This is a genomic window from Ahniella affigens, from assembly GCF_003015185.1.
Taxonomy (GTDB): Bacteria; Pseudomonadota; Gammaproteobacteria; order Xanthomonadales; family Ahniellaceae; genus Ahniella; species Ahniella affigens.
On the sequence record NZ_CP027860.1, the window covers coordinates 64,827 to 83,881 of the forward strand.

General features: G+C 59.6%; 16 protein-coding genes. 11 read left to right on the forward strand and 5 right to left on the reverse strand.

The features are described 5' to 3' along the window. Window positions 1-5 precede the first annotated feature (5 nt). The 3 genes from C7S18_RS00275 to C7S18_RS00285 all read right to left on the reverse strand — a co-directional run bounded on the left by C7S18_RS00275 (window position 6) and on the right by C7S18_RS00285 (window position 2,424). Window positions 6-1,031, reverse strand: a complete 1,026-nt coding sequence (locus C7S18_RS00275; protein ID WP_106889651.1) for an NAD(P)H-dependent glycerol-3-phosphate dehydrogenase — start codon at window positions 1,029-1,031, stop codon at window positions 6-8. A gap of 12 nt (window positions 1,032-1,043) precedes the next feature. Further along, the gene (secB, locus tag C7S18_RS00280) at window positions 1,044-1,526 is read right to left on the reverse strand and encodes a protein-export chaperone SecB (protein ID WP_106889652.1); all 483 of its coding nucleotides are present in this window, start codon (window positions 1,524-1,526) and stop codon (window positions 1,044-1,046) included. A gap of 460 nt (window positions 1,527-1,986) precedes the next feature. Beyond that, a complete protein-coding gene (locus tag C7S18_RS00285) occupies window positions 1,987-2,424 on the reverse strand; it encodes a rhodanese-like domain-containing protein (RefSeq protein WP_106889653.1) in 438 nt (145 codons plus the stop codon). Between the two features lie 320 nt (window positions 2,425-2,744). Here C7S18_RS00285 and C7S18_RS00290 point away from each other — a divergent pair, with 320 nt between their 5' ends. Beyond that, window positions 2,745-3,254 (forward strand): protein tyrosine phosphatase family protein, encoded by a 510-nt coding sequence (locus tag C7S18_RS00290; protein ID WP_240624065.1) that lies wholly within the window; start codon window positions 2,745-2,747, stop codon window positions 3,252-3,254. 645 nt (window positions 3,255-3,899) lie between these two features. Next, window positions 3,900-7,856, forward strand: coding sequence for a beta strand repeat-containing protein (locus C7S18_RS00295; protein WP_106889655.1), 3,957 nt, complete (start codon window positions 3,900-3,902; stop codon window positions 7,854-7,856). Between the two features lie 348 nt (window positions 7,857-8,204). Here the strand turns inward: C7S18_RS00295 and C7S18_RS00300 are convergent, their stop codons facing one another. Continuing rightward, window positions 8,205-9,845, reverse strand: coding sequence for a S41 family peptidase (locus C7S18_RS00300; protein WP_170113024.1), 1,641 nt, complete (start codon window positions 9,843-9,845; stop codon window positions 8,205-8,207). 495 nt (window positions 9,846-10,340) lie between these two features. Then, window positions 10,341-11,384 carry an ornithine cyclodeaminase gene (locus C7S18_RS00305; protein WP_106889657.1) on the reverse strand — a complete coding sequence of 348 codons (1,044 nt, stop codon included), beginning with the start codon at window positions 11,382-11,384 and terminating at the stop codon, window positions 10,341-10,343. 123 nt (window positions 11,385-11,507) lie between these two features. Between C7S18_RS00305 and C7S18_RS00310 the strand changes: the two genes are divergently transcribed. The 9 genes from C7S18_RS00310 to C7S18_RS00350 all read left to right on the forward strand — a co-directional run bounded on the left by C7S18_RS00310 (window position 11,508) and on the right by C7S18_RS00350 (window position 18,967). Then, window positions 11,508-11,927 (forward strand): Lrp/AsnC family transcriptional regulator, encoded by a 420-nt coding sequence (locus tag C7S18_RS00310; RefSeq protein WP_106889658.1) that lies wholly within the window; start codon window positions 11,508-11,510, stop codon window positions 11,925-11,927. Between the two features lie 120 nt (window positions 11,928-12,047). Further along, a complete protein-coding gene (locus C7S18_RS00315) occupies window positions 12,048-12,722 on the forward strand; it encodes a Dph6-related ATP pyrophosphatase (RefSeq protein WP_106889659.1) in 675 nt (224 codons plus the stop codon). A gap of 144 nt (window positions 12,723-12,866) precedes the next feature. Beyond that, window positions 12,867-13,583 (forward strand): hypothetical protein, encoded by a 717-nt coding sequence (locus C7S18_RS00320; RefSeq protein ID WP_106889660.1) that lies wholly within the window; start codon window positions 12,867-12,869, stop codon window positions 13,581-13,583. Between the two features lie 9 nt (window positions 13,584-13,592). After that, window positions 13,593-14,093, forward strand: coding sequence for an RNA polymerase sigma factor (locus C7S18_RS00325; RefSeq protein WP_106889661.1), 501 nt, complete (start codon window positions 13,593-13,595; stop codon window positions 14,091-14,093). Next, window positions 14,090-14,437 carry a hypothetical protein gene (locus tag C7S18_RS00330; protein ID WP_106889662.1) on the forward strand — a complete coding sequence of 116 codons (348 nt, stop codon included), beginning with the start codon at window positions 14,090-14,092 and terminating at the stop codon, window positions 14,435-14,437. Before C7S18_RS00325 ends, C7S18_RS00330 begins: the two co-directional genes overlap by 4 nt. Window positions 14,438-14,760: 323 nt before the next feature. Then, entirely contained in the window at window positions 14,761-15,549 is a 789-nt protein-coding gene (locus C7S18_RS00335) for a hypothetical protein (protein ID WP_146151687.1), read from the forward strand. A gap of 9 nt (window positions 15,550-15,558) precedes the next feature. Further along, window positions 15,559-16,842 (forward strand): hypothetical protein, encoded by a 1,284-nt coding sequence (locus C7S18_RS24375; protein ID WP_170113025.1) that lies wholly within the window; start codon window positions 15,559-15,561, stop codon window positions 16,840-16,842. After that, window positions 16,839-17,780, forward strand: coding sequence for a glycosyltransferase family 2 protein (locus C7S18_RS00345; RefSeq protein WP_170113026.1), 942 nt, complete (start codon window positions 16,839-16,841; stop codon window positions 17,778-17,780). The genes C7S18_RS24375 and C7S18_RS00345 overlap by 4 nt, the downstream gene beginning before the upstream one ends. Continuing rightward, a complete protein-coding gene (locus tag C7S18_RS00350) occupies window positions 17,777-18,967 on the forward strand; it encodes an AMP-binding protein (protein ID WP_106889666.1) in 1,191 nt (396 codons plus the stop codon). Before C7S18_RS00345 ends, C7S18_RS00350 begins: the two co-directional genes overlap by 4 nt. The last annotated feature ends 88 nt before the right edge of the window (window positions 18,968-19,055 follow it).

The window sequence follows — 19,055 nt, forward strand, 5'->3', positions numbered from 1 at the left end:
GGCGATCAGGAGCCGAACAATCCGGGCGGATACTCAGGCTTTTGCTCTCGCGCCAGAAGCGCCTTGAGGCCTTCCGCCGGGGTAATCTCTTCGTTCAGCACGCGACTGACTTGCTCGGTGATTGGCAGGTCGAGCCCATGCTTTTCGGCAATTCGCATGACCTCATTCGCGGTCTGGACGCTCTCGACCACCTGGCCGATCTCTTTGACGGCCTGCGACAGCGGGATCCCGCGACCCAAGGCCAGACCCAGGCGCCGGTTTCGGGACAGATCGCCCGTACACGTCAACACCAGATCGCCAACGCCAGCCAAGCCCATCAGCGTCTCCGGTCGGCCGCCAAGGGCGTGGCACACGCGGATCATTTCGTTCAGACCGCGCGTGATCATGCCGGCGCGGGCATTCAATCCCAGCTTCATGCCGTCGGCCACGCCGGTCGCAACCGCCAGCACGTTCTTCATTGCGCCGCCGAGCTCGGCGCCGATCACATCGTTGCCGGTGTACGCCCGGAAGCCCGGGCCATGCAGGCGTTTGGCGACCTGGTCGGCGTACGGTTCGTGTTCGGAGTGCACGGTGACGGCGGTTGGTAAGCCGGCAGCGACTTCCTTGGCGAACGAAGGACCCGTCACGATCGCGAGCGGCAGGTAGCGCCCAACAATGTCTTCGGCCACTTCGTGCAAGAACCGTCCCGTGCCGGGTTCAAAACCTTTGGTTGCCCAGCTGAGCCCGTTGGGACGGTGCCCAGTAGCGCACGCATGCTCCAGCACTTCCCGGAACGCGTGGCTTGGCGTCACCAGCAGCCAATCGTCGGCATCACTGAGCGCCGAATTCAGATCGGCGGTGACCGCGAGTCCGTCGGGAAACAAGGAGTCCGGCAGATAGCGCGCGTTGCAGCGCGCTTCCGCCATAGCAGCCATGGCCGCGGTGTCGCGGCCCCAAAGTGTGGTGCGCACCCCATGACGGGCGAGCACCATGGCCAACGCCGTGCCCCAGGAACCCGCCCCGAGTACGGCCACTCTGGCATTCAGTGGCATGGCAGCCCTGGATCAGGCGTTGCCAGCGGTTTCACGACGACGCATCTGGTCGGCGTACATCTGGTCAAAGTTCAGTGGCTGCAGCAGGAACGGTGGGAAGCCACCATTGACCGTCAGCTCGCAGATCGCCTGGCGGGCAAACGGGTACAGATTCGACGGGCAGAACGTATTCAGCACGGCATGCGTGCTTGGTTGATCGAAGCCGCTGACCGAGAAAATGCCGGCCTGCTGAACTTCGGCCAAGTAGGCCGTTTTGTCGGCAATCTTGCAGGTAACGGTCACCGTGAGCACGACCTCAAACACCGCCTCGGCGAGCTGCTGAACCTTCTGGCCGATGTTCAGCTGGATGTTCGGCTGGCCCTGCTCCTGGAAGATCATCGGAGCGTTCGGCACTTCAAAAGAGCTGTCGCGCACGTAAATCTTCTGAATGGCAACCTGACCGACCGCACCGGCCTGTTCCGCGCCGTTGGCGACGGCGTTTTCGTTCTCGCTCATGTTCACTTTCTCAAATTTTAGGGATGGAACAGCACACCGACCGGCGCGCTGCGGTTAAGAAAAGAAGCGGGATTATCCCACGGACATCGACTTTGGGCGAATTTCGCCCGATTTCAAGGGCAAATCGTGCGCGGATGAGGCAGTGGGGCGGGTGATTCGGTGCGGATTTGGGTTGGCTTGGGCCTGTTCAGGCTGCGTCAGTAGGTGACCTTGCCGCGAGCCCGGTCCGGGCCTGAAGGCCCGGCGGCTTTTGTGGGAGTGGCTTCAGCCGCGACCGGTACTTGCGGTCAGATTGGTTCGGGCCTGAAGGCCCAGCGGTTTTTGTGGGAGCGGCTTCAGCCGCGAAAGGTGATGCCGCAAGCTTGGTTCGGGCCTGAAGGCCCTCCTACAAAAAGCGACAACGACCGAACTTTGGCCCTTGCGAATCCCGGCGCTGGGACCGCCGACAAATTTGTTAGCGTCAGGCCTTGCCCTTCATCAACGGCAGATCAGCCGACGCCCAACTGGATATCCCGCCGTCCAGCCAATAGACCTTGGCGAATCCGGCCTTCGTTAGCCGCTCGCAAGCCGTCGCAGCGCGTTGACCGCTTCGACACACGACAACGACCGGCAATTCGCGGACCTTGGCCAACTCTTTGTTTTCTGGGTCAAACTGGGTCATGGCTACGTGCTTGGACCCGGCGATATGGCCAGACTCGAACTCGGCCTGCGACGACACGTCGATCAGTAGCGCGTTTTCGCGATTGACAAGCCGCGTCAGCTCGGCGGGCTGGATGCTCTTGTACTTCCGTGTAAAGCTCTGAAATTCATGGGAAATGATCAAAAACAGCACCAGCAGAAAGATGCTGACCAGGATGAAATGGTTGGAGATGAACTCCGGAAGACGTTGCAGAAACACAGGGGTACTCACTCAGGGCTGACCGGAAGCACGAAAAAGATGATTCCGTGCATTAATCGCCCATTATCGCTGGTTTATGCCACCAAGGAAACGGACAGCCGCCAATTCCGAACCGGGGATCGGTGCCATCAACCCCCGACTGGCGGCTCCAAAGGCTGCTCGCGCTGGCGCGTCGACGCCGCGGTTCGGCGCAAACCAGATCCCGGGCCGTTGTGTGTCAGCGACATCGTGGACTACAACGTCGGCATTCCCACTCAAACTGACAAGCCATGCGCCACAACGCCAAACTGTTATGCCACACCCTCTGCCTATCCCTGGCAATGTTGCTCAGCGCTTGCGCCACCAACCCACCGAAACAGGCGACCGAGGTCGCATCGGTTCTGGATCAGGCAACGGCTAAGGGGTCTATCATTATTGCAGCACAGCCAACCGAGGGTGACCTTCACTCACTTAAGGCGAGAGGCATCAGCCATGTCATCAATTTGCGCAGTGACGAAGAGATGGCATCGCTCAACTTTGCTGAGTCAGACTTGGTAGCGATGCAGGGCATCCAGTACCAACATCTGCCAATCGCTGCAAGCAGCGACTACCAACCCGCCGTCCTGAAGGCGCTGCAGAACGCGGTCGATTCAAACGATGGCAAGGTCCTCGTGCATTGTGCTTCGGGCGGCCGAGCGGCGATGCTTTATGCCGCCTATGCCATGCAACATGAAGGCCTCAGTCCCGATGCGGCCATGCGCACGCTCGCGTCGGCCGGCGCGTGGCCATTGGCGTTGGAACGGTTGACCGGGCGTAAGCTGAAAGTCGTGTTTGCTGAGGATGATCCGTAGATACGAGGTACCACTTGCGCAAGTGTGGAATCGGCTAGGACACCGCATCGGGAGTTGCCTGACCCGGGCCAAACTGTGCCTTCAGACTGGCATCGATCGCGGCGTCATCTTCTGGTCTTTTCCGATGCACCGCATCCACCTCTCGCTCGAGGCTCGTTTTGCGGCGATTGGCTGCGCAATTCTAAACAATCGATCCTGGATGACGCGGGGCTAAGGCGTGCCGTGGGCTGAACCGGAGTCGGATGGCTCCAGGGCTTTGGTACGAGGGTAAGTTGGATACTTACAGCGGCTCTGTCGCGTAGGACCACTTGGGCGCACCAAGCCGGCAGCTCGTTGCCAGTTGAAGGAACTCATCCGTTGTGCGCGAACGTGTTGTGGGGCGTTCGCTTCCCGCCAGTCTTAACCGTTAAAGCGCGAAGCCCTTCGGCATTGTCGGAGGTGTGCCTGTCGCCCCTCCCCCGAACGCCATGGAACACCACGTGCGATTGTGCGCGGATGACGGTCCACATCAACGAACCATCGACCCAACGCGATAACGTCTGCAGATAGGTGCGAGTTGGGATCAAACCGTCGCAGGATCTGATCCGCCAATCGCAGATGCTATTGGAGCGTCGAATGCGACGTTGACGACAGGATAACGACACAATGAAAAAGCGCATGATTACGTGGGTCATTGGCTTGGCCCTCTCCACCAATATCGCATCGGCAGCCCCTGGTGAACTGGCCACGCCGCCATTGCTGATTGACGATCTATCTGGGCAAACCTTGCTCGACAGCGCAATTGCCAACAACCCTGCTGGCGACACGGTCATGATTTGGCTTGTTGAAGACCCTGACACGAACTTGCGCGAGATTCGGTATCAGCGATTCGACGAACATGCAGAGCCGATTGGCGCCTATGATGTTGTCGCAGGTCCGCTGACTGGCTTGTCTTCTCCGAGCGTCGCGCTAGGCGATACCGGGACGTTTTGGGTTGTCTGGCAGCAAGATGGTGCCGACACAGATGGCACCGGGATCATGGCGCGGATCTGGCAAGCCGACGCTCAGTTTCTCTCGGAGCCCTTTCTCGTCAATCAGATCACGACCGGAGATCAGCAGACACCCTCGATATCGTTCGATCCGGATTCCTACCAGGTTTTGGTCGTCTGGGATTCTCCAGCGCCTGGGGGCGGACATGCGGTAATGCTGCGTGAGTTCAACCATTGGGGGACGCCGACCTGCCCGAGTTGTATCGAAACCCAGGTCAATGCCTTGGCGAGTCCACGATTGACGACACCTCAAGTCGTCGCTAACAACGTTTGGCCGAGTCAAGTCTTCTGGCTCGCGCCGAGCCCTGACAGTCCGTTCGACGACCGAGTGCATCAGATGGAGCTTCTGGCCGATTTCTCGCCCGCCTGGTCGGAGCCAGAGGTTTGGGGGCGAGACCTCCTGATTGACGGCGACGTCGAACACTTCGATGTCGCTCGGAATCCAGAAGGCTGGTACTTCAATTCGGTCGCCTATGACATCGGTGAACATGCATACGTTGATGATGGTCCAATGTGGAATGTGCCGGTATACCTTGATGCTGGGTATTGCGATCTTCGCGGCAACGCGGTTGGGCGCAACTCGGTAAACGGACTTCTGTTGAACTGCCTCTACGAGAACCAGCGCATTCCTTTCATCGGCTTGAGCGAGCAGTCGACGATGTTGCCGATTCCGGTGCTTGCAGATTGGCTACCACCTTACCAGCCCGGCCAGATTGAAGCTTTTGACCTAGCCATGGATGTCGATGGCAATGGGCTTGTGCCGGTCCAATTGCCCCCCAGCTATGGTGGATCCGAGCCAGTGCTTGCAGTCCTACGCTTGCGCGGACAACGGGAAGTGCCAATGTCACTAAGCGTCCAAGCGGCGGAGAGTGCATTGGCCGGTAGCGTCATCACCTATGCGTTCCAAGTTCGCAACCTTTCGACGTCTTGGCCCCAACAAGTCGACAACTTGAAAGGCTTGGAACTGAATATTGAGCTTCCTGAGGGTGCAGTACCTACCGATTTTCACGACTATGGTTGGCGTTGTAGTGGTTCAGCACTGCTGACGTGTCGGACTCTGGCGCCGCTTCGGGCTGGCCAAATCGCTGATATTTCTTTCGACATCGAGGCACCTCACGTGCCTGGTCCACTTGTTGTGCAGGCGCACCTGAGTTCGATCGTAAACTCAAGCCCGACCGAAGTGACTGTTACTGCGACCACAGACATCGCGCCTGAAGACTTGTCACCGAATTCTTTCGCACTACCAACCCTTTCTCCTGTGGCACTCGGCACCGTCTACGAGGCGGGCGTGTCGGTTGCTGGCATTAGTGCGCCGGTTCCCATCGCGATCACCAACGGTCGCTACTCGATCGAGGGACGTCCCTTTACAAGCGAGCCTGGAGTTGTTGAGAATGGCGAATGGGTAAACGTTCAGCACACGAGTGCGAGTACCTACGCCACGACTGCAGTGACGGTCCTGACCATCGGCGACAAGAATGCCAGCATGACCACTACGACGGGTGCCGAAGGCACGATGCCGTTGCCATTCCAATTCGTCGATGCCACTGCAGTGCCCCCGAACACCACAGTCACATCGAATCCGGTGTCGATTTTGGGTCTCACCCAGGCATCATCAATTTCGGTGCAGAATGGCAGTTATGCAATCAATGGTGGCCCCTTCCAGACGCAACCAGGCATGATTGCACCTGACGCATCAGTGCAGGTCCGTCACACCTCGGCGCATGGATTTTCGAATACCGTCGACACCGTGTTGTCCATCGGTGGTGTCAGCGACACCTTCAGTTCGACCACCCAGGCAATTGACAGTACGCCTGACGCATTCTGGTTCGCGGCGCAATCTAACCAGGTGCGAGGCAGTCTCGTGACGTCCAATGCAATCGTGCCACAAGGTTTTAATACGCCAATTCCGGTGCAAGTCCAGAACGGCAGCTATTCGATCAACAACGGCCCGTTCACGACCGCGTCGGGAACGATTGCCCCCGGTAATCAAATCCGTGTTCAGCATACGGCGGCTTCGAGTTTCCAGACGTCGGTGCTAACCACATTGACGTTGGGCGGTATTAGCGGAAGCTTCATCTCACATTCGGAGTTGCGGGATGATGACCCGAATCTTCCCGTTCTGCCAATGCGTTCAGATGTGCCGCGCAACTCGCTGCAGACGTCGTCCGCGTTCTCAATCACCGGGATCAATGACGTCGTATCAATTGGCATCGTCAACGGCGCTTACGCGATCAACGGCGGTGCGTACCAGACTTCGGCTGGTACCGTGCGCTCGGGTGACACCGTACAGATTTCACATACGTCGGCAAGCGGATTTGCACAGCAAACCGCGAGCACGCTCTCAGTTGGATCGGGCACGGTCTCATTTGTGTCGCAAACTGAGTTCGCCGACACGACTCCCGATCCCTATGCATTTGCAGCGTTGAACAATGTGCCGCGCAGCACCGAGCAAACATCGAATGTCGTCACCGTAGCGGGTATCAACACGGCGGCAGCGATCAGCGTCACGGGTGGGACTTACTCGATCAACAATGGCCCGTTTGTCAGCACCAGTGGCGCAATCAGTGTGGGCGATTCGGTGCGCGTAAGGCACGTCTCTGCTGCAAGCTTCTCAACCGCCGCGATAGCAACGCTGAGCATTGGCGGCGCAATCGCGAACTTTACGTCGGTGACTGAAGCGATCGACACGACGCCGAGTGCATTTGATCCAACCGACCTCAACAACGTTCCGATCGCGACCTTGGTCAGCGCTGCGCCGATCGTGGTCAATGGGATTAATGCGCCGACGCCGATCAGTGTCAGCAACGGGAGCTTTACGATCAATGGCGGCTCTGCCCAAACGGTAGCCGGAACCGTGAATCCTGGGGACACCGTGATCGTCCGCCACGTCAGCGCTGCGACCTTTGCCACGGCAACTGAGACCGTACTGACAATTGGTGGCATCAGTGGTCTGTTTCGCTCCACCACCGAAGCCGCTGACAGCATCCCGTCGAACTTTAGCTTTGCCGCGCAAACGGGTTTGGCTACCAATGTCGCAGCGACGTCGCCGACTGTCACCGTGACGGGGATCAACACGGCGAGTCCGATCTCAGTCACCGGCGGCAGCTATGCGATCAATAGCGGGGCGTTCGTTACAACTGCCGGCACGGTGAATGCGGGTGACCAGGTCCGAGTCAGGGTAACCACAGCAGCGGCGGCGAATACAGCCGTCAATGCGACTCTGACCATTGGCGGCGTCAGCGCAAACTTCACGGCGACAACCGGCAGCGTTGACACCACACCGAATGTGTTTGCCTTCACCGATGTCGTCGATGCACGCCGCGGCAAATCCGTGACATCAGCTTCGGTTACGGTCAATGGGATCAATGCAAGCGTCCCGATCACGGTGAGTGGCGCTGGCGTGAAGTACTCGAAGAACGGTGGCACCTTCACATCCAATGCCGGGACCGTGGCGAACGGCGATCAGATTCGCCTGCAGCTGACAGCGTCTGCCAACGCCAACACGACCGTCAATGCCATCGCAACGGTTGGTGGCATCAGTGACACCTGGAGTGTCACGACAGGTACGCGGTAATCGCTGAAGTAAGTCGCTAGGGAGGGTCTGAACAAGTCCATCCTGGACTTTCAGACCCACACCGAGTCCGGCACTCAAGCCTGCCCCGGCGAAGGCCGGGGTCCGGACTCGGTGCTCCAGAATCAAGCACTTGCGCGCTTGATTCTGGGCAGGCCATCCATGGCCTGCGTCGCCTCTGAACTTGTTCAGAGGCTCCCTAGGGCCAAACTTCGGCAGGCTGTTGCAAAGCAGCCTGCCGAGCCGTTTGGGGGCGCCCGGTCTGGTCGCGTCAGGCATCGTCGAGCCGCCGTTGGCTACACCTGAATATCCAGATGCGCTCGTGTCGACGATTAGGGTCGACTTACGGTTCTACTTGATCGCGGCGATCGCCGTGTCGAGCACCGTATCGCGGCCCGCGCGAAAGCCATCGACGGTTTCTGCACTCGGAATATCGGGATGAATGCCGTGACCAACAAACTCGGTGCCGTCGGCAAGGCGATCGCGCTTGGCGCAGATTCGGGCGCCACCACCACCAGGCAGGGCCAGAAACAGCGGTTGCCCGGTACTGCCGCCGGTGGCTTCACCGACAATCTTGCCTCGTCCCATGTTCTTGAATGCGCCCACGAAGTCCTCAGCCGCTGAGTAGGTTTCAGCGCTAGTCAGCACAAGCACTTGGCCTTGGTAATGGCGTTCGCCATCGGCCGACCACGAGTTGGATTCTGCAATCGGTGTCTGCACCAAGCCCCAGGCGCGCCAGGCTGGCACATACTTTCGAGTCTGCCAGCGTGACGTGGGGATGGGTTGATCAGTCAACGTGGCGAGCACTCGATAGCCCTCACCACCGTTGCCGCCGCCGTTTCGACGAACGTCGAAGATAATCGCCTTGGCCTTGCTGATGCGCTCGAAGTTCGCAAGGTACTGCGTGGCGGCCTGGTCGCTTTCAAATTCGTTCAACGCGACATAGGCGATATTGTCCGGCAACATCTTCCAGCTGAAGGACGGCTTTCCAGAAACCTTCAGCGCCGAACGTTGTGCTTGCGACCATCGTGCGACGTTGATGTCGGTCGCATCCTCGCCTGCATTTTGGATTCGGAGATCAAGATCCTGATCGAGGTCACCTTGAAGGAGCTGAAACCCGAAGCTCCGTTGATCGCGGTCCTGTGGCGTGGATGCCGATACCCACGGCACAACCGACTCCGACACATACTGATGCACCGATTTGCCATTGATGGCGAGAATTTCCGTTCCTGGTCGCAGACCCTGGTCAGTCAGGCTCTTGTGGAACACCTCAGTGACGAGCACCCGGTTCTCAATCAGACGTGTGCGCAATGGCGGCCGCGCGTAGAACGTATCGTTCAACGCGGCGGGCGGGAAAACCCCGGAATGTCCGTCTTGCAACTGCGCGACAAATGCGATCAGCTCACGATAGTAGTCGGCGGTGTTCGATGACCGCTGCACCTTGGGTAGTGTCTGCAAGTAAAGAGCGTCCCAATCAAGCTTTGGGACCAGATCGAAGTTCGCAAAGTTGTATTTGGCCTCGGACCACAATCGGGACAAGCCAGCGATCCGCTCGGCTTCCGGCAATGACTTGGCAAACGGGGTTTCAATTGCCTTCGCGCCATAGACGCGCTGGTCGAATGCCAAGAGCGCGCCAGCATGTTCGATCACCGCGTTGAATCTTGGGTCGGTGCGCAAACTTGCCAGATCGGCGTCCCGCTGCATGTGGTCCGTATCGGTGTAGCCCGCATTGACTGCAGCCTCGAGCGCAGTGAGCGCGCGGTCGTGATCGCCGCTCAGGGCGAGTACGCACGCAAAGTTGTATTGTTGGCCTGCGTCCAGATTTCCCAGCGACGCTGCACGATCGAAAGCCGATACGGCTTCCGGCCATTGCTTCGCAAGCATGTGCTGAACCGCCTGATCCATCGCCTCAGTGAAGCGCTCCGCATGAACGTGGCCGACATGCAACAACAAGATCAAGGCGATTGCCTTGATGACTCGATTCCCTGCCATGATCTGTCGTCTCCTTGTCTGGTCAATCGTTGCTCGTCGCGGGTGGACATCGATTCGAAGGTACTGAATGGGTCCACCCTGGAATGTCGGCCCATCGAGTCTTGCGAACAGACTGCCTTGGGGGCGGTCCAGGCCCCCGCGCAATGCGCCACGATCATGTGCTTGGGGGTTTGGGTGCTTGAAGCCGCGCAGAACATCCATGCCCCGCATCCACTCTGAACGTGTTCAGAGTCGCCTTAGGATGGCGTAACTGGGCCCGGGGTTTAACATGACTCTCGTTACATCGCCTTGGGAGCCGCTGAACACGTTCAGAGGCGATGCGGGGCCATGGCTAGCCCGCCCAGAATTAAGCACGCAAGTGCTTGGTTCTGAGGCAATGAGTCCGTACATGTGCCGGACTCATTGCGGGTCTGAACGTCCAGGATGGACTGATTCAGACCCTCCCTAAACGTTCGCCTGCGGCACCGAACGACTTGGAGAAGCTTGGCGGGTGAATCAAGCTGCCCGCGGCAGCACTTGCTGCTTGCCCATCAGATGTCCGAAGAGGTCTTTCGGGTCAGCGAGATCGGGAATGAGCGCCACCGAAGTGCCGAGCCCGAGCTGCTTGGCGGTGTCCCGCAGCAGGCGAAGCGCGGAATAGTCTTCTAGTGCGAAGCCGACGGAGTCGAACACGGTGACCTGCTGTGCGTGCGCGCGGCCGATGTGCGCGCCGGTCAGCACTTGCCAGAGTTCGGTCACGGCAAAGTCGGCCGGCATTTGCTGCAGATCACCTTCAATGCGCGTCTGCGGTTCGTACTCGACGAATACGGCCGCGTTGGCCAACACGTCCGCATGCAACTCGGTCTTGCCCGGGCAATCGCCGCCCACGCCGTTGATGTGCATGCCCGGTTCGATCATGTCTGGCGTCAGAATCGTGGCATTGCATTTGTCGGCGGTGACCGTCGTCACGATATCGGCGCCGCGCACGGCATCGTGAGTGCTCAGAGCGCGAATCACCCGTAGGCCGGGCACGTTGCGTAGATGTGCCACCAGCTTGTCGGTCGCAGCCGGATCAACGTCGAATACACGGATTTCGTCGATCCCCAGCAAGTAGTGAAACGCGAGCGCCTGAAACTCGCTTTGCGCGCCGTTGCCGATCAGCGCCATGCTGCGCGAGTCCGGTCTTGCCAACACGCGGGCAGCGAGCACCGAAGCACCTGCTGTGCGAATGGCCGTGGTCAGCGTCAGTTCTGCAAGCAAGTCGGGCCGGCCGGTGGCGACATCGGCCAAAACACCGAATGCCATCACCGTGGGCAAGCCTTCGCGTGTGTTCTTTGGGTGACCGTTCACGTACTTGAAACTGTAATCGCGGGCGTCCGCAATCGGCATCAATTCGATAACGCCCACCTCTGAGTGCGACGCCACCCGAGCGCACTTTTCGAAATCCTGCCAGCGGCGGAAGTCGGTGGCCAAATAATCGTGCATCCGCTGAAACATTGTCGGCAGCCCAAGCGTCTGGACCATACGGCTGATGTCGCGAGTGGTGAGTAGCGTCGTCATGGCGGTCTCCGTGGGTGTCGTGAATGCCATTGTCCCGATTGCACTGACAGCGCAAAAGAGCAAAAATGTATGCAGAATGCGCAATAATGACCAAAATGGCAGGACGAAATGACACAATAGCCAATGGACAGTCTCGATCAACAACTGCTTGCCCAACTGCGGCAAAACGCCCGCGCATCGATCGCTGAGCTTGCGGCCAAGCTCAAGGTTGCGCGCGGCACGATCACCAACCGCATCGCGAAGCTGGAGCAGTCCGGCGTCATCGTCGGCTATACGATCAAGTTGCGACCCGATGCGAACCCCGACGAAATCCGGGCGTGGACTGGGATTGCCGTTGAGGGCAACCAACAAACAGTCATTCGAGCGTTGCTTGGCGAGCCCGGAATCGCAGCGCTACACGACACCAACGGGCGTTGGGATTTACTTGCCGAACTTCGCGTTGCGAATCTAGGAGAATTGGCGGCAACCCTTGAGCGCATTCGCAAGGTCAAAGGGGTCAGCGCCACCGAAACCAGCATCCACTTGCAGAGCTTTCGCGGTTGATCCGGCCTGTTCGGGCTGCTGTTGACCGGTGTTGTTCACACGATTGAATCGTGCCCAGATCGCCCGCCAAGTGCAGGGCAGTGCACGCTACGATCGCTCCCGCTTTGTTGAGGACTGCTGATGCCGCGACCTATCTTGTTGTCCTGGAGTTCTGGGAAAGACAGCGCCTGGACCCTGCACTGTCTGCGCCAGGACCCGAGTGTGCTGGTGGTTGGCTTGGTGACTACCGTCAATGCAACCTTTGATCGGGTTGCCATGCATGGCACGCGGCGCGCGATCTTGGAGGCGCAAGCCAACGCGCTCGGTCTGCCGCTACATGTGGTGCCGCTGCCTTGGCCGTGTACGAACGCCGAATATGAAAGCGCCATGCGACAAGCCCTGATCGCGGCTGCGCGTGACGGCGTCACGGGTATGGCCTTTGGCGACCTGTTCCTGGCGGACGTGCGGGACTATCGCGTTCAGCTGCTTGCCGGCACGGGGATCGAGCCCATGTTTCCCATCTGGGGCGACGATACGACCGCGCTCGCCCACCAGATGATCGACGCGGGCTTGCGTGCTGTCGTGACCGCAGTTGATCCGCGTCAGGTGCCAGCTGACCTGGCTGGGCAAGCGTTTGACCAGGACTTTCTGGCTCGCCTGCCAACGGGCGCAGATCCCTGCGGGGAAAATGGTGAGTTCCACACCTGTGTCCTTGCTGGGCCGATGTTTTCGGCGCCCTTATCGCTCCAGCCGGGTGAGGTGGTGACGCGGGATGGCTTTGTGTTTGCCGATTTTCTGCTGGCTGAGGGCCAATGACCAAGACATCGCGATCGCCTTGATGCCGGTGCAGCCAGACGGCTTTCAGAAAATCGTTGCGATGGTCGGGAAGAAAAATCGGGCCTGGGTGTTATACGAGACACCAGGCCCAATTCGCGGCCCTTGACCCAAGAAGGAACCTTCATGAACCGTATGATCTGGATCGTCGCCGCCGTCTGCTTAGCGCTGATCGGCGCCTGGCTTACGACTCGCCCTGGCGTACCGTTGCCGATGGCGCCCGAAACCAACGAGTTGGCGGTCTATGCAGTTCCGGTCGACCGCGCCATTGAAATCAACAATGCCATCGAGTATGTCATGGCGGTCGGCGAGAAAAAGCTGGGCAGCAGCCAAATGGCCGGACCAGATCAGATCATGGTCCTGGCACCGCCTTCGGTGCACGCCGGCATCCAGAATGCGCTGAAGGCGCTGGGCGCCAGCGATTTGCCGGGACGATTCGGCAAACAAGCGCTCAACCTGAGCGTCTGGCTGCTGCACAGCACGGACAATGCTGCGACGGATCCGGCTCTGGCCAGCGTCGCGACCCAAACCGACGCGCTGCGTCAAGAGTTGGGTGTCGCGGGCTTCAAACTGAGCGACCGCGCCCAGCTCAGCCTCGCAACCAATGCCGATACCGCCCAACTGAAAACGCCCCGCGGCACCGAGATTCGGGCGCGGGCGTTGACCGATAGCAAAGCGTATGTGCTCGAATTCAACCTGGTCCGACACGACGCGAATGACAGTGGGCTCCGCACCAAAACCACCGTATTGCCGGGCCAGAATCTGGTCTTGAGCACGGCCGCAGGCGCTGAGCCCGGGCAGTGGGAAGTCGTCATATTGCGGCTGGATCAACCAGAAGCCTGAGCCGATCCCATGGCGATCGATCAAGAGCGGCTGCTCAGCGCGTACCAGCGCTTGGAGAAGCCGCTCTTCAATGTGCTGTATCGTTGGCTGTGGAACGCCGCCGATTGCGAGGATGTCATGCAGGAAACCTTCCTGCGCGTGTTCGCGGTCAGCGCCCGCGTGCACGGTGACCAGTTGGACGCATTGATTTATCGGACGGCATTGAACGAAGCCAAGAACCGTCGGCGCTGGCAACGCTTCAAGCAGTTTCTCGCACTTGCGCCTGACGATGATGCAACGTTGTTGTCGGCTGAAAACCCTGAGCTGGTCGCCGAGCAGTCGCAGCTTCGAAAGGCTTTGGAACAACTGCCCGCTGATCAACGCAATGTGCTGCTGCTTTCCGAGTTCGCCGGCCTGTCGACCGACGAGCTAGCAGATGCACTCAACATCGCTGCAGGCACGGTTGGTTCGCGAAAGCACCGCGCGCTCCAGCAACTGCGCATACTACTCGCACAAGGAGCGTCCTCATGAAATTTGAGCCATCGCTTGCCTGGAAAGTGCTTGACCCAACTCCTGGCGGTGTTGCCCGCATGCGCGAACGGCTGGTCCGGGTCAACCGTGAACCACCGATGATCTGGCGTGAGGCGCTACTGAGCTTCAGTCTGACGCTTGCCGTTTGCTGGTCCGTCGCAATGCCGTTGCTGGCCCGTTGGCACGAAACGAAGTCGGTAGAGGAGGCAATCGGCGCGGCGATTCAACGCCCGGACTCGGGCCCGAAAATTACCGCAGGCGCAGCGCTCGAACAACCAACTTCATTGACCGATACGCGCGTGTTTCTGGTCGCAACAACCTCGGATTTGCAAGACACGCCGTAGGCGCGTTGGCATCGCTTTGGATCAGCGCGATGGCAAAGAGCCATTCGTGGATCGCCGCGCCGCGTCATGCAGTGCCTATGCAGTTTGCACTTGGTGTCTGATTCGCCCGGCAGGTTGCAGCATCAGAAACAATGGGACTAGACTCAAGACATCGCGTCAGTGGCTGCATTGCCGCGAGCATTGGGGAAGCATGCGCCAAGGGGCGATGCTTCGCACTGCCGACGGTTGCATGACTGGCGGCGACGATCTTGGGGAGCTTTGGGGCTATGAGTGGCATTCGCGAAATCATTCTGCCGGTTCTTGATTCCATGCCTGATTCGTATTTGAAGAGCGAATTGCGGCCCAACTTTGCCGCGCACCATGAAGCGTTTCAGGCTATTGAAGGCGCCTTTCAGCGCCTGACCAGTGCGCCGCAATCCAAGGCTGTGCTCAGACGGTTTTTTCAAAGCTGGAGCCAAACCAACAACAGCGCCATGACCGTTGCCGGCATCAGCAACCGACTGAGCCAGATCGCGTTTCTGGGGCGGCCGGTCAGGCATCGCGATGCTTTATTGAAGAGTCTTTGCAGCCTGCATCGGATTATCGACGAGGATCTCGCCGTGACCCATCGCGTGTTGCACTCTGAGCTGTATTACGCCATGGCGACCGGGATCGTCGGCGACGACGGCTGGCTGTCCCGGCAATATCTGTCCAAAGAGGCGATCGCCTTCAAAGGGTGGAAGGATACCCAATCGTTACGTGATGACGATCTGATGATCGCGTTGTTGACCACGCTGGTACATGAGATTTATACGCACGGCGAGGTGGAATACATTTTGCCGCGATTCAAGCACTGGCTTGAGGTGGTGCTCGGCCATTCTTCGCACGACGCGGCGAAGACGTTAGGTTGGATCAGTGTGCATTGTGGACCCACTGAAAAGAACCATTTCTTTCATGCGCGTGACACCATCATGCACTACGCAGAGGCCGTCGGTGCACGGCTGGAATCCTATTCTCTGGCGGCCATCGTCGCTGCCTACTTGCAGAAGAAGGCGGCGGTGATGTCGGCGATCTTTGCCGACCCGGTGGTCACGAACAGACCACCGCTTCCGGTACTGGCGCAATCGGCCTGACTCGTGGAAATGCCTCAGTCATTCCAAGCCCGAGATGAGGGGTATGGTCCAAGTTGGCGGGGCGCACCTGACTTAGTGGCGCTTGGTGACGCCAATCGCATTCGTGTCAATTTGACCGAGGCACTCGCCGACTGGTGGCCCGGCGCCTTGCCCGCCATGGCAGACGCCGCCGTGGTGCTGTCGACCGACCAGGTGGCCGCGATGGCTGAATGCTGCGGGGCGTTGCACCGTGCGTTGCGTGCCGTCGTTCAGCACTACCCACACGATGCGAGGATTCGGGCGATCTACGATCTCAACCCGGCGATGCGTGACATTTTGAGCGTCGCCGACGGCATGCCGTATCAGGTTGGTTGCTACCGGCCAGACTTCGTATTTGATGCCCAAGGCCACCCAAGAATTTGCGAAATCGGTGCCCGATATCCGCTCAATGGCTGGGTGATCAGTGCGCTGCTGGAGGCGGCAGTGTCGACTGCTGACTGTGAACCCGCTGCCCCCGTAGTGCCCACGTCGTTCTGGGCACGAGCCTTCTGGTCGCAGTGGGTGGCATGTAACCCGCCGGGCAGCACCATCGCATTGGTGCATCATCAGGAGCGCGGTTCCGAGGTTCATCGCGCGTTGCGCGTGCTCGCCGAGTATGGCGTGTCCGTGCGGGACGTAGCGCCGCAGGCATTGCAGATTCGGCACGGCACCATCATGTCGGCGCAGGGTTCGACCTGGCATCCAATCGATCACTGTCTGTTGGAGTTGGACCGCAGTGAACTCACTCTGGTCGAGCCCGCCGTGCTGCAGGCCATGATTGCTGGCGGGCAGTATCGAAACGATGTCCGCACGCTGATTCTGGTGCACGACAAGCGCGTGCTCACGGTGCTGTCCGATCGCGACATTTTGACCGACTTGGTTGGCCCCGAGGACGTGGCAACACTGACACCGTGGCTCATTCCAAGTCATGTGGGCAACGATCCAACGGCGCGTGCGCAACTCCTTGCCGCGCCGCAGGACCTGATCGCAAAACGCAGCAGCGGCGGTCGCGGGATCGATGCCTTGATCCGCTCGCAATGCGCGACGCATGAATGGCGCCAATTGGTCGAGGCCGAATGGTCGTCCTTCATGTTTCAGGACTATCTCGACCAACTCGATTTCGAGTCTGGCGGCGCAGCCATGCACTTGGTGGGCATGATGCTTTGCTGGAACGAACGCTTTCTGGGGCCGGGCGTGTTCCGTGGTTCGCAGGACGCGATCATCAACGTGCATCAGGGTCGCGGCCAGCTGTATCCGGTGCAGGTGCGGCCATGACAGGGGAGCCGCCGCGCATCAGTATCGTTGTGCCGCTCTACAACAAGGCGGCTTACATCGGTGACACTATTGCAGCGCTCGCAAATCAGGCGCCACCGCCGGCGGAATTGATCATCGTGGATGATGCGAGTACTGACGACAGCGTCGAAAGGTGTCGACAGGCGCTCACGGAGTTTGCCAAGCCGCTTTCCGAAACACGCCAACAACTTATTCTGTCCGAACGAAACAGCGGCCCAAGCCACGCGCGCAATCGGGGTTTGCAGGACGCAACAGGTGACTGGATCGGGTTTCAGGACGCGGACGACTGCTACACACCTGGGGCGCTCAATCGCATCCGGCGCGCGATCCGAGCCTGCGATCCTACGATGCTCGTACTCGGCTATCAGAGTGATCCTGCTGGCGAGCACTTTCCTGACTTGGCAGCATTGGAAGGTGAATGCGCTGCGCTTGAGTGTGGCTTGCAGCAATTGCGGACGCCGCTTCTCACCGTGACGGGCCCGGACTTTTTCATGGGGCGGGCAAGCAATGTGATGATCCGCCGCGAGCACTTGCGTGGCTTATGGTTCGATGAAACCGCGACACTCAATGAAGGGATCGATTTCTGGTATCGCGTCTTGCGTTCCGTGCTCGCCACCACGCCAGACGCGCGGATCGGCCTCTTGACCGAACCCATGATTCGCTTTCGGATCCTGCCCGACAGCCTGTCACACCAGGCTCGCCATCGTTGGCAGGACTTGCCGCCGCCGCCCAGCATTGCGCGCTATCTGGACAGCACCGATCCCTTCGATCAACGTCTGATCCGCACACTGGCTGCGCGCTGGACCGAATACGCCGATTGGTCGCTGAAAGACGCGAGCGAGCAGCGCGCGTTCTTTGCTGCGCACGCGACGTTGCTGCAGCGTGTTGCACTGAGGGCGTCGAGTCGAGGTGAGGCATGAGCCAGGCAGCGTCATTGGGGGACGAAGCCATTCTGGCGCAGTGCTTTGCCTGGGCGAAAGAGCATCCCTTCTATCGAGGCTTGTATTCGCCTTTGCAACAGTGGCACGACGCGCCAGCGCTCGAGAAATCGCATTTGCTGGCGGCGCTGGACAGCTTTGACGTCCATGCCGAACGGCGGGGCCTGTATTTGGTGCGCTCCGGTGGAAGCAGTCACGCGCCCCTCATCTTCCCGGTTGCAATTGACGAAAACCACGCTCAGCGCAAAGCCTTGGCGGAGGCACTGGTGCATGCCGACCTATTTTGCCCCGGCGACCTTGTCCTCAATGTGCTGGGGTACTCTGACCTGTATCGCAGCGCAGCCATTCTCGATGATTTGCTGGAGCGTTGCGGCGCGACCACCTTGGCAGTCAGTGCCCATGCCAAGTATGAGGACATGATTGCGATTGCTCGCAAATTCCGGCCGACACACGTTGTGGGCACGCCCTCCAAGCTTCGCCAACTGGCGCAGGTGCTGGCGCTCGCCGGAGAGACGCTGGCGATTCCGAATCTGGTCTATGCCGGTGAGGTGATGCGGCAGGAAACGCGCGCGGTGCTGGCGGATCGCTTGGGCGCTGGCCGCATCCTGTCACTGTACGGCGCTGCGGAAACCGGAATTTGGGCGTGGTCAGCTCCTGGCGCTGCGCCTGGTCACTTCGGCATCCTGGATGGCGTGGTCGTTGAAATCCTGGATCCGGACCAGGATGGATTTGGGTCCGTGGCCGTCACCAATAGCTATCGGCGCCGGTTTCCGGTGTTCCGGTATCGCCTGGGCGATACCGCCCGCCTGATATCAATCGATGGTCAGCGATGTCTGGAGCTCAGGGGGCGTGATGCGCACTCATTCCAGTTTGATGAGCTCACGTTCGATCTGCAGCCAGTGTTGGCCCTTGCGGGGCAGTCGGAGTATGCGCAGCTGCACCTGGAGTCGATGGCAAACGGTCGGGACTTTGCGCATCTCAAGGTTGTCCCGATGTTCGGCACCACCGTGACGCCGGAAGCGCTCGAGCGGATCCAGACGACTTTGAGCGCGTTGCTCCGGCACGATTTGGGCACGGCCGCTGTGCGGGTGACCGCTGTCAGCATTGCCGATCTCTATCATGATCCGCATACAGCCAAGGTGCCGCTGCTGGTCGACCGCCGTAGCTGATCTGAGACACCAATCCGAACCGTTTTTGGTGCTGGACTTCCAGCCGTATTGATCCGATAGACTCCACGGAGGCGCGAGCCAAGGGGGC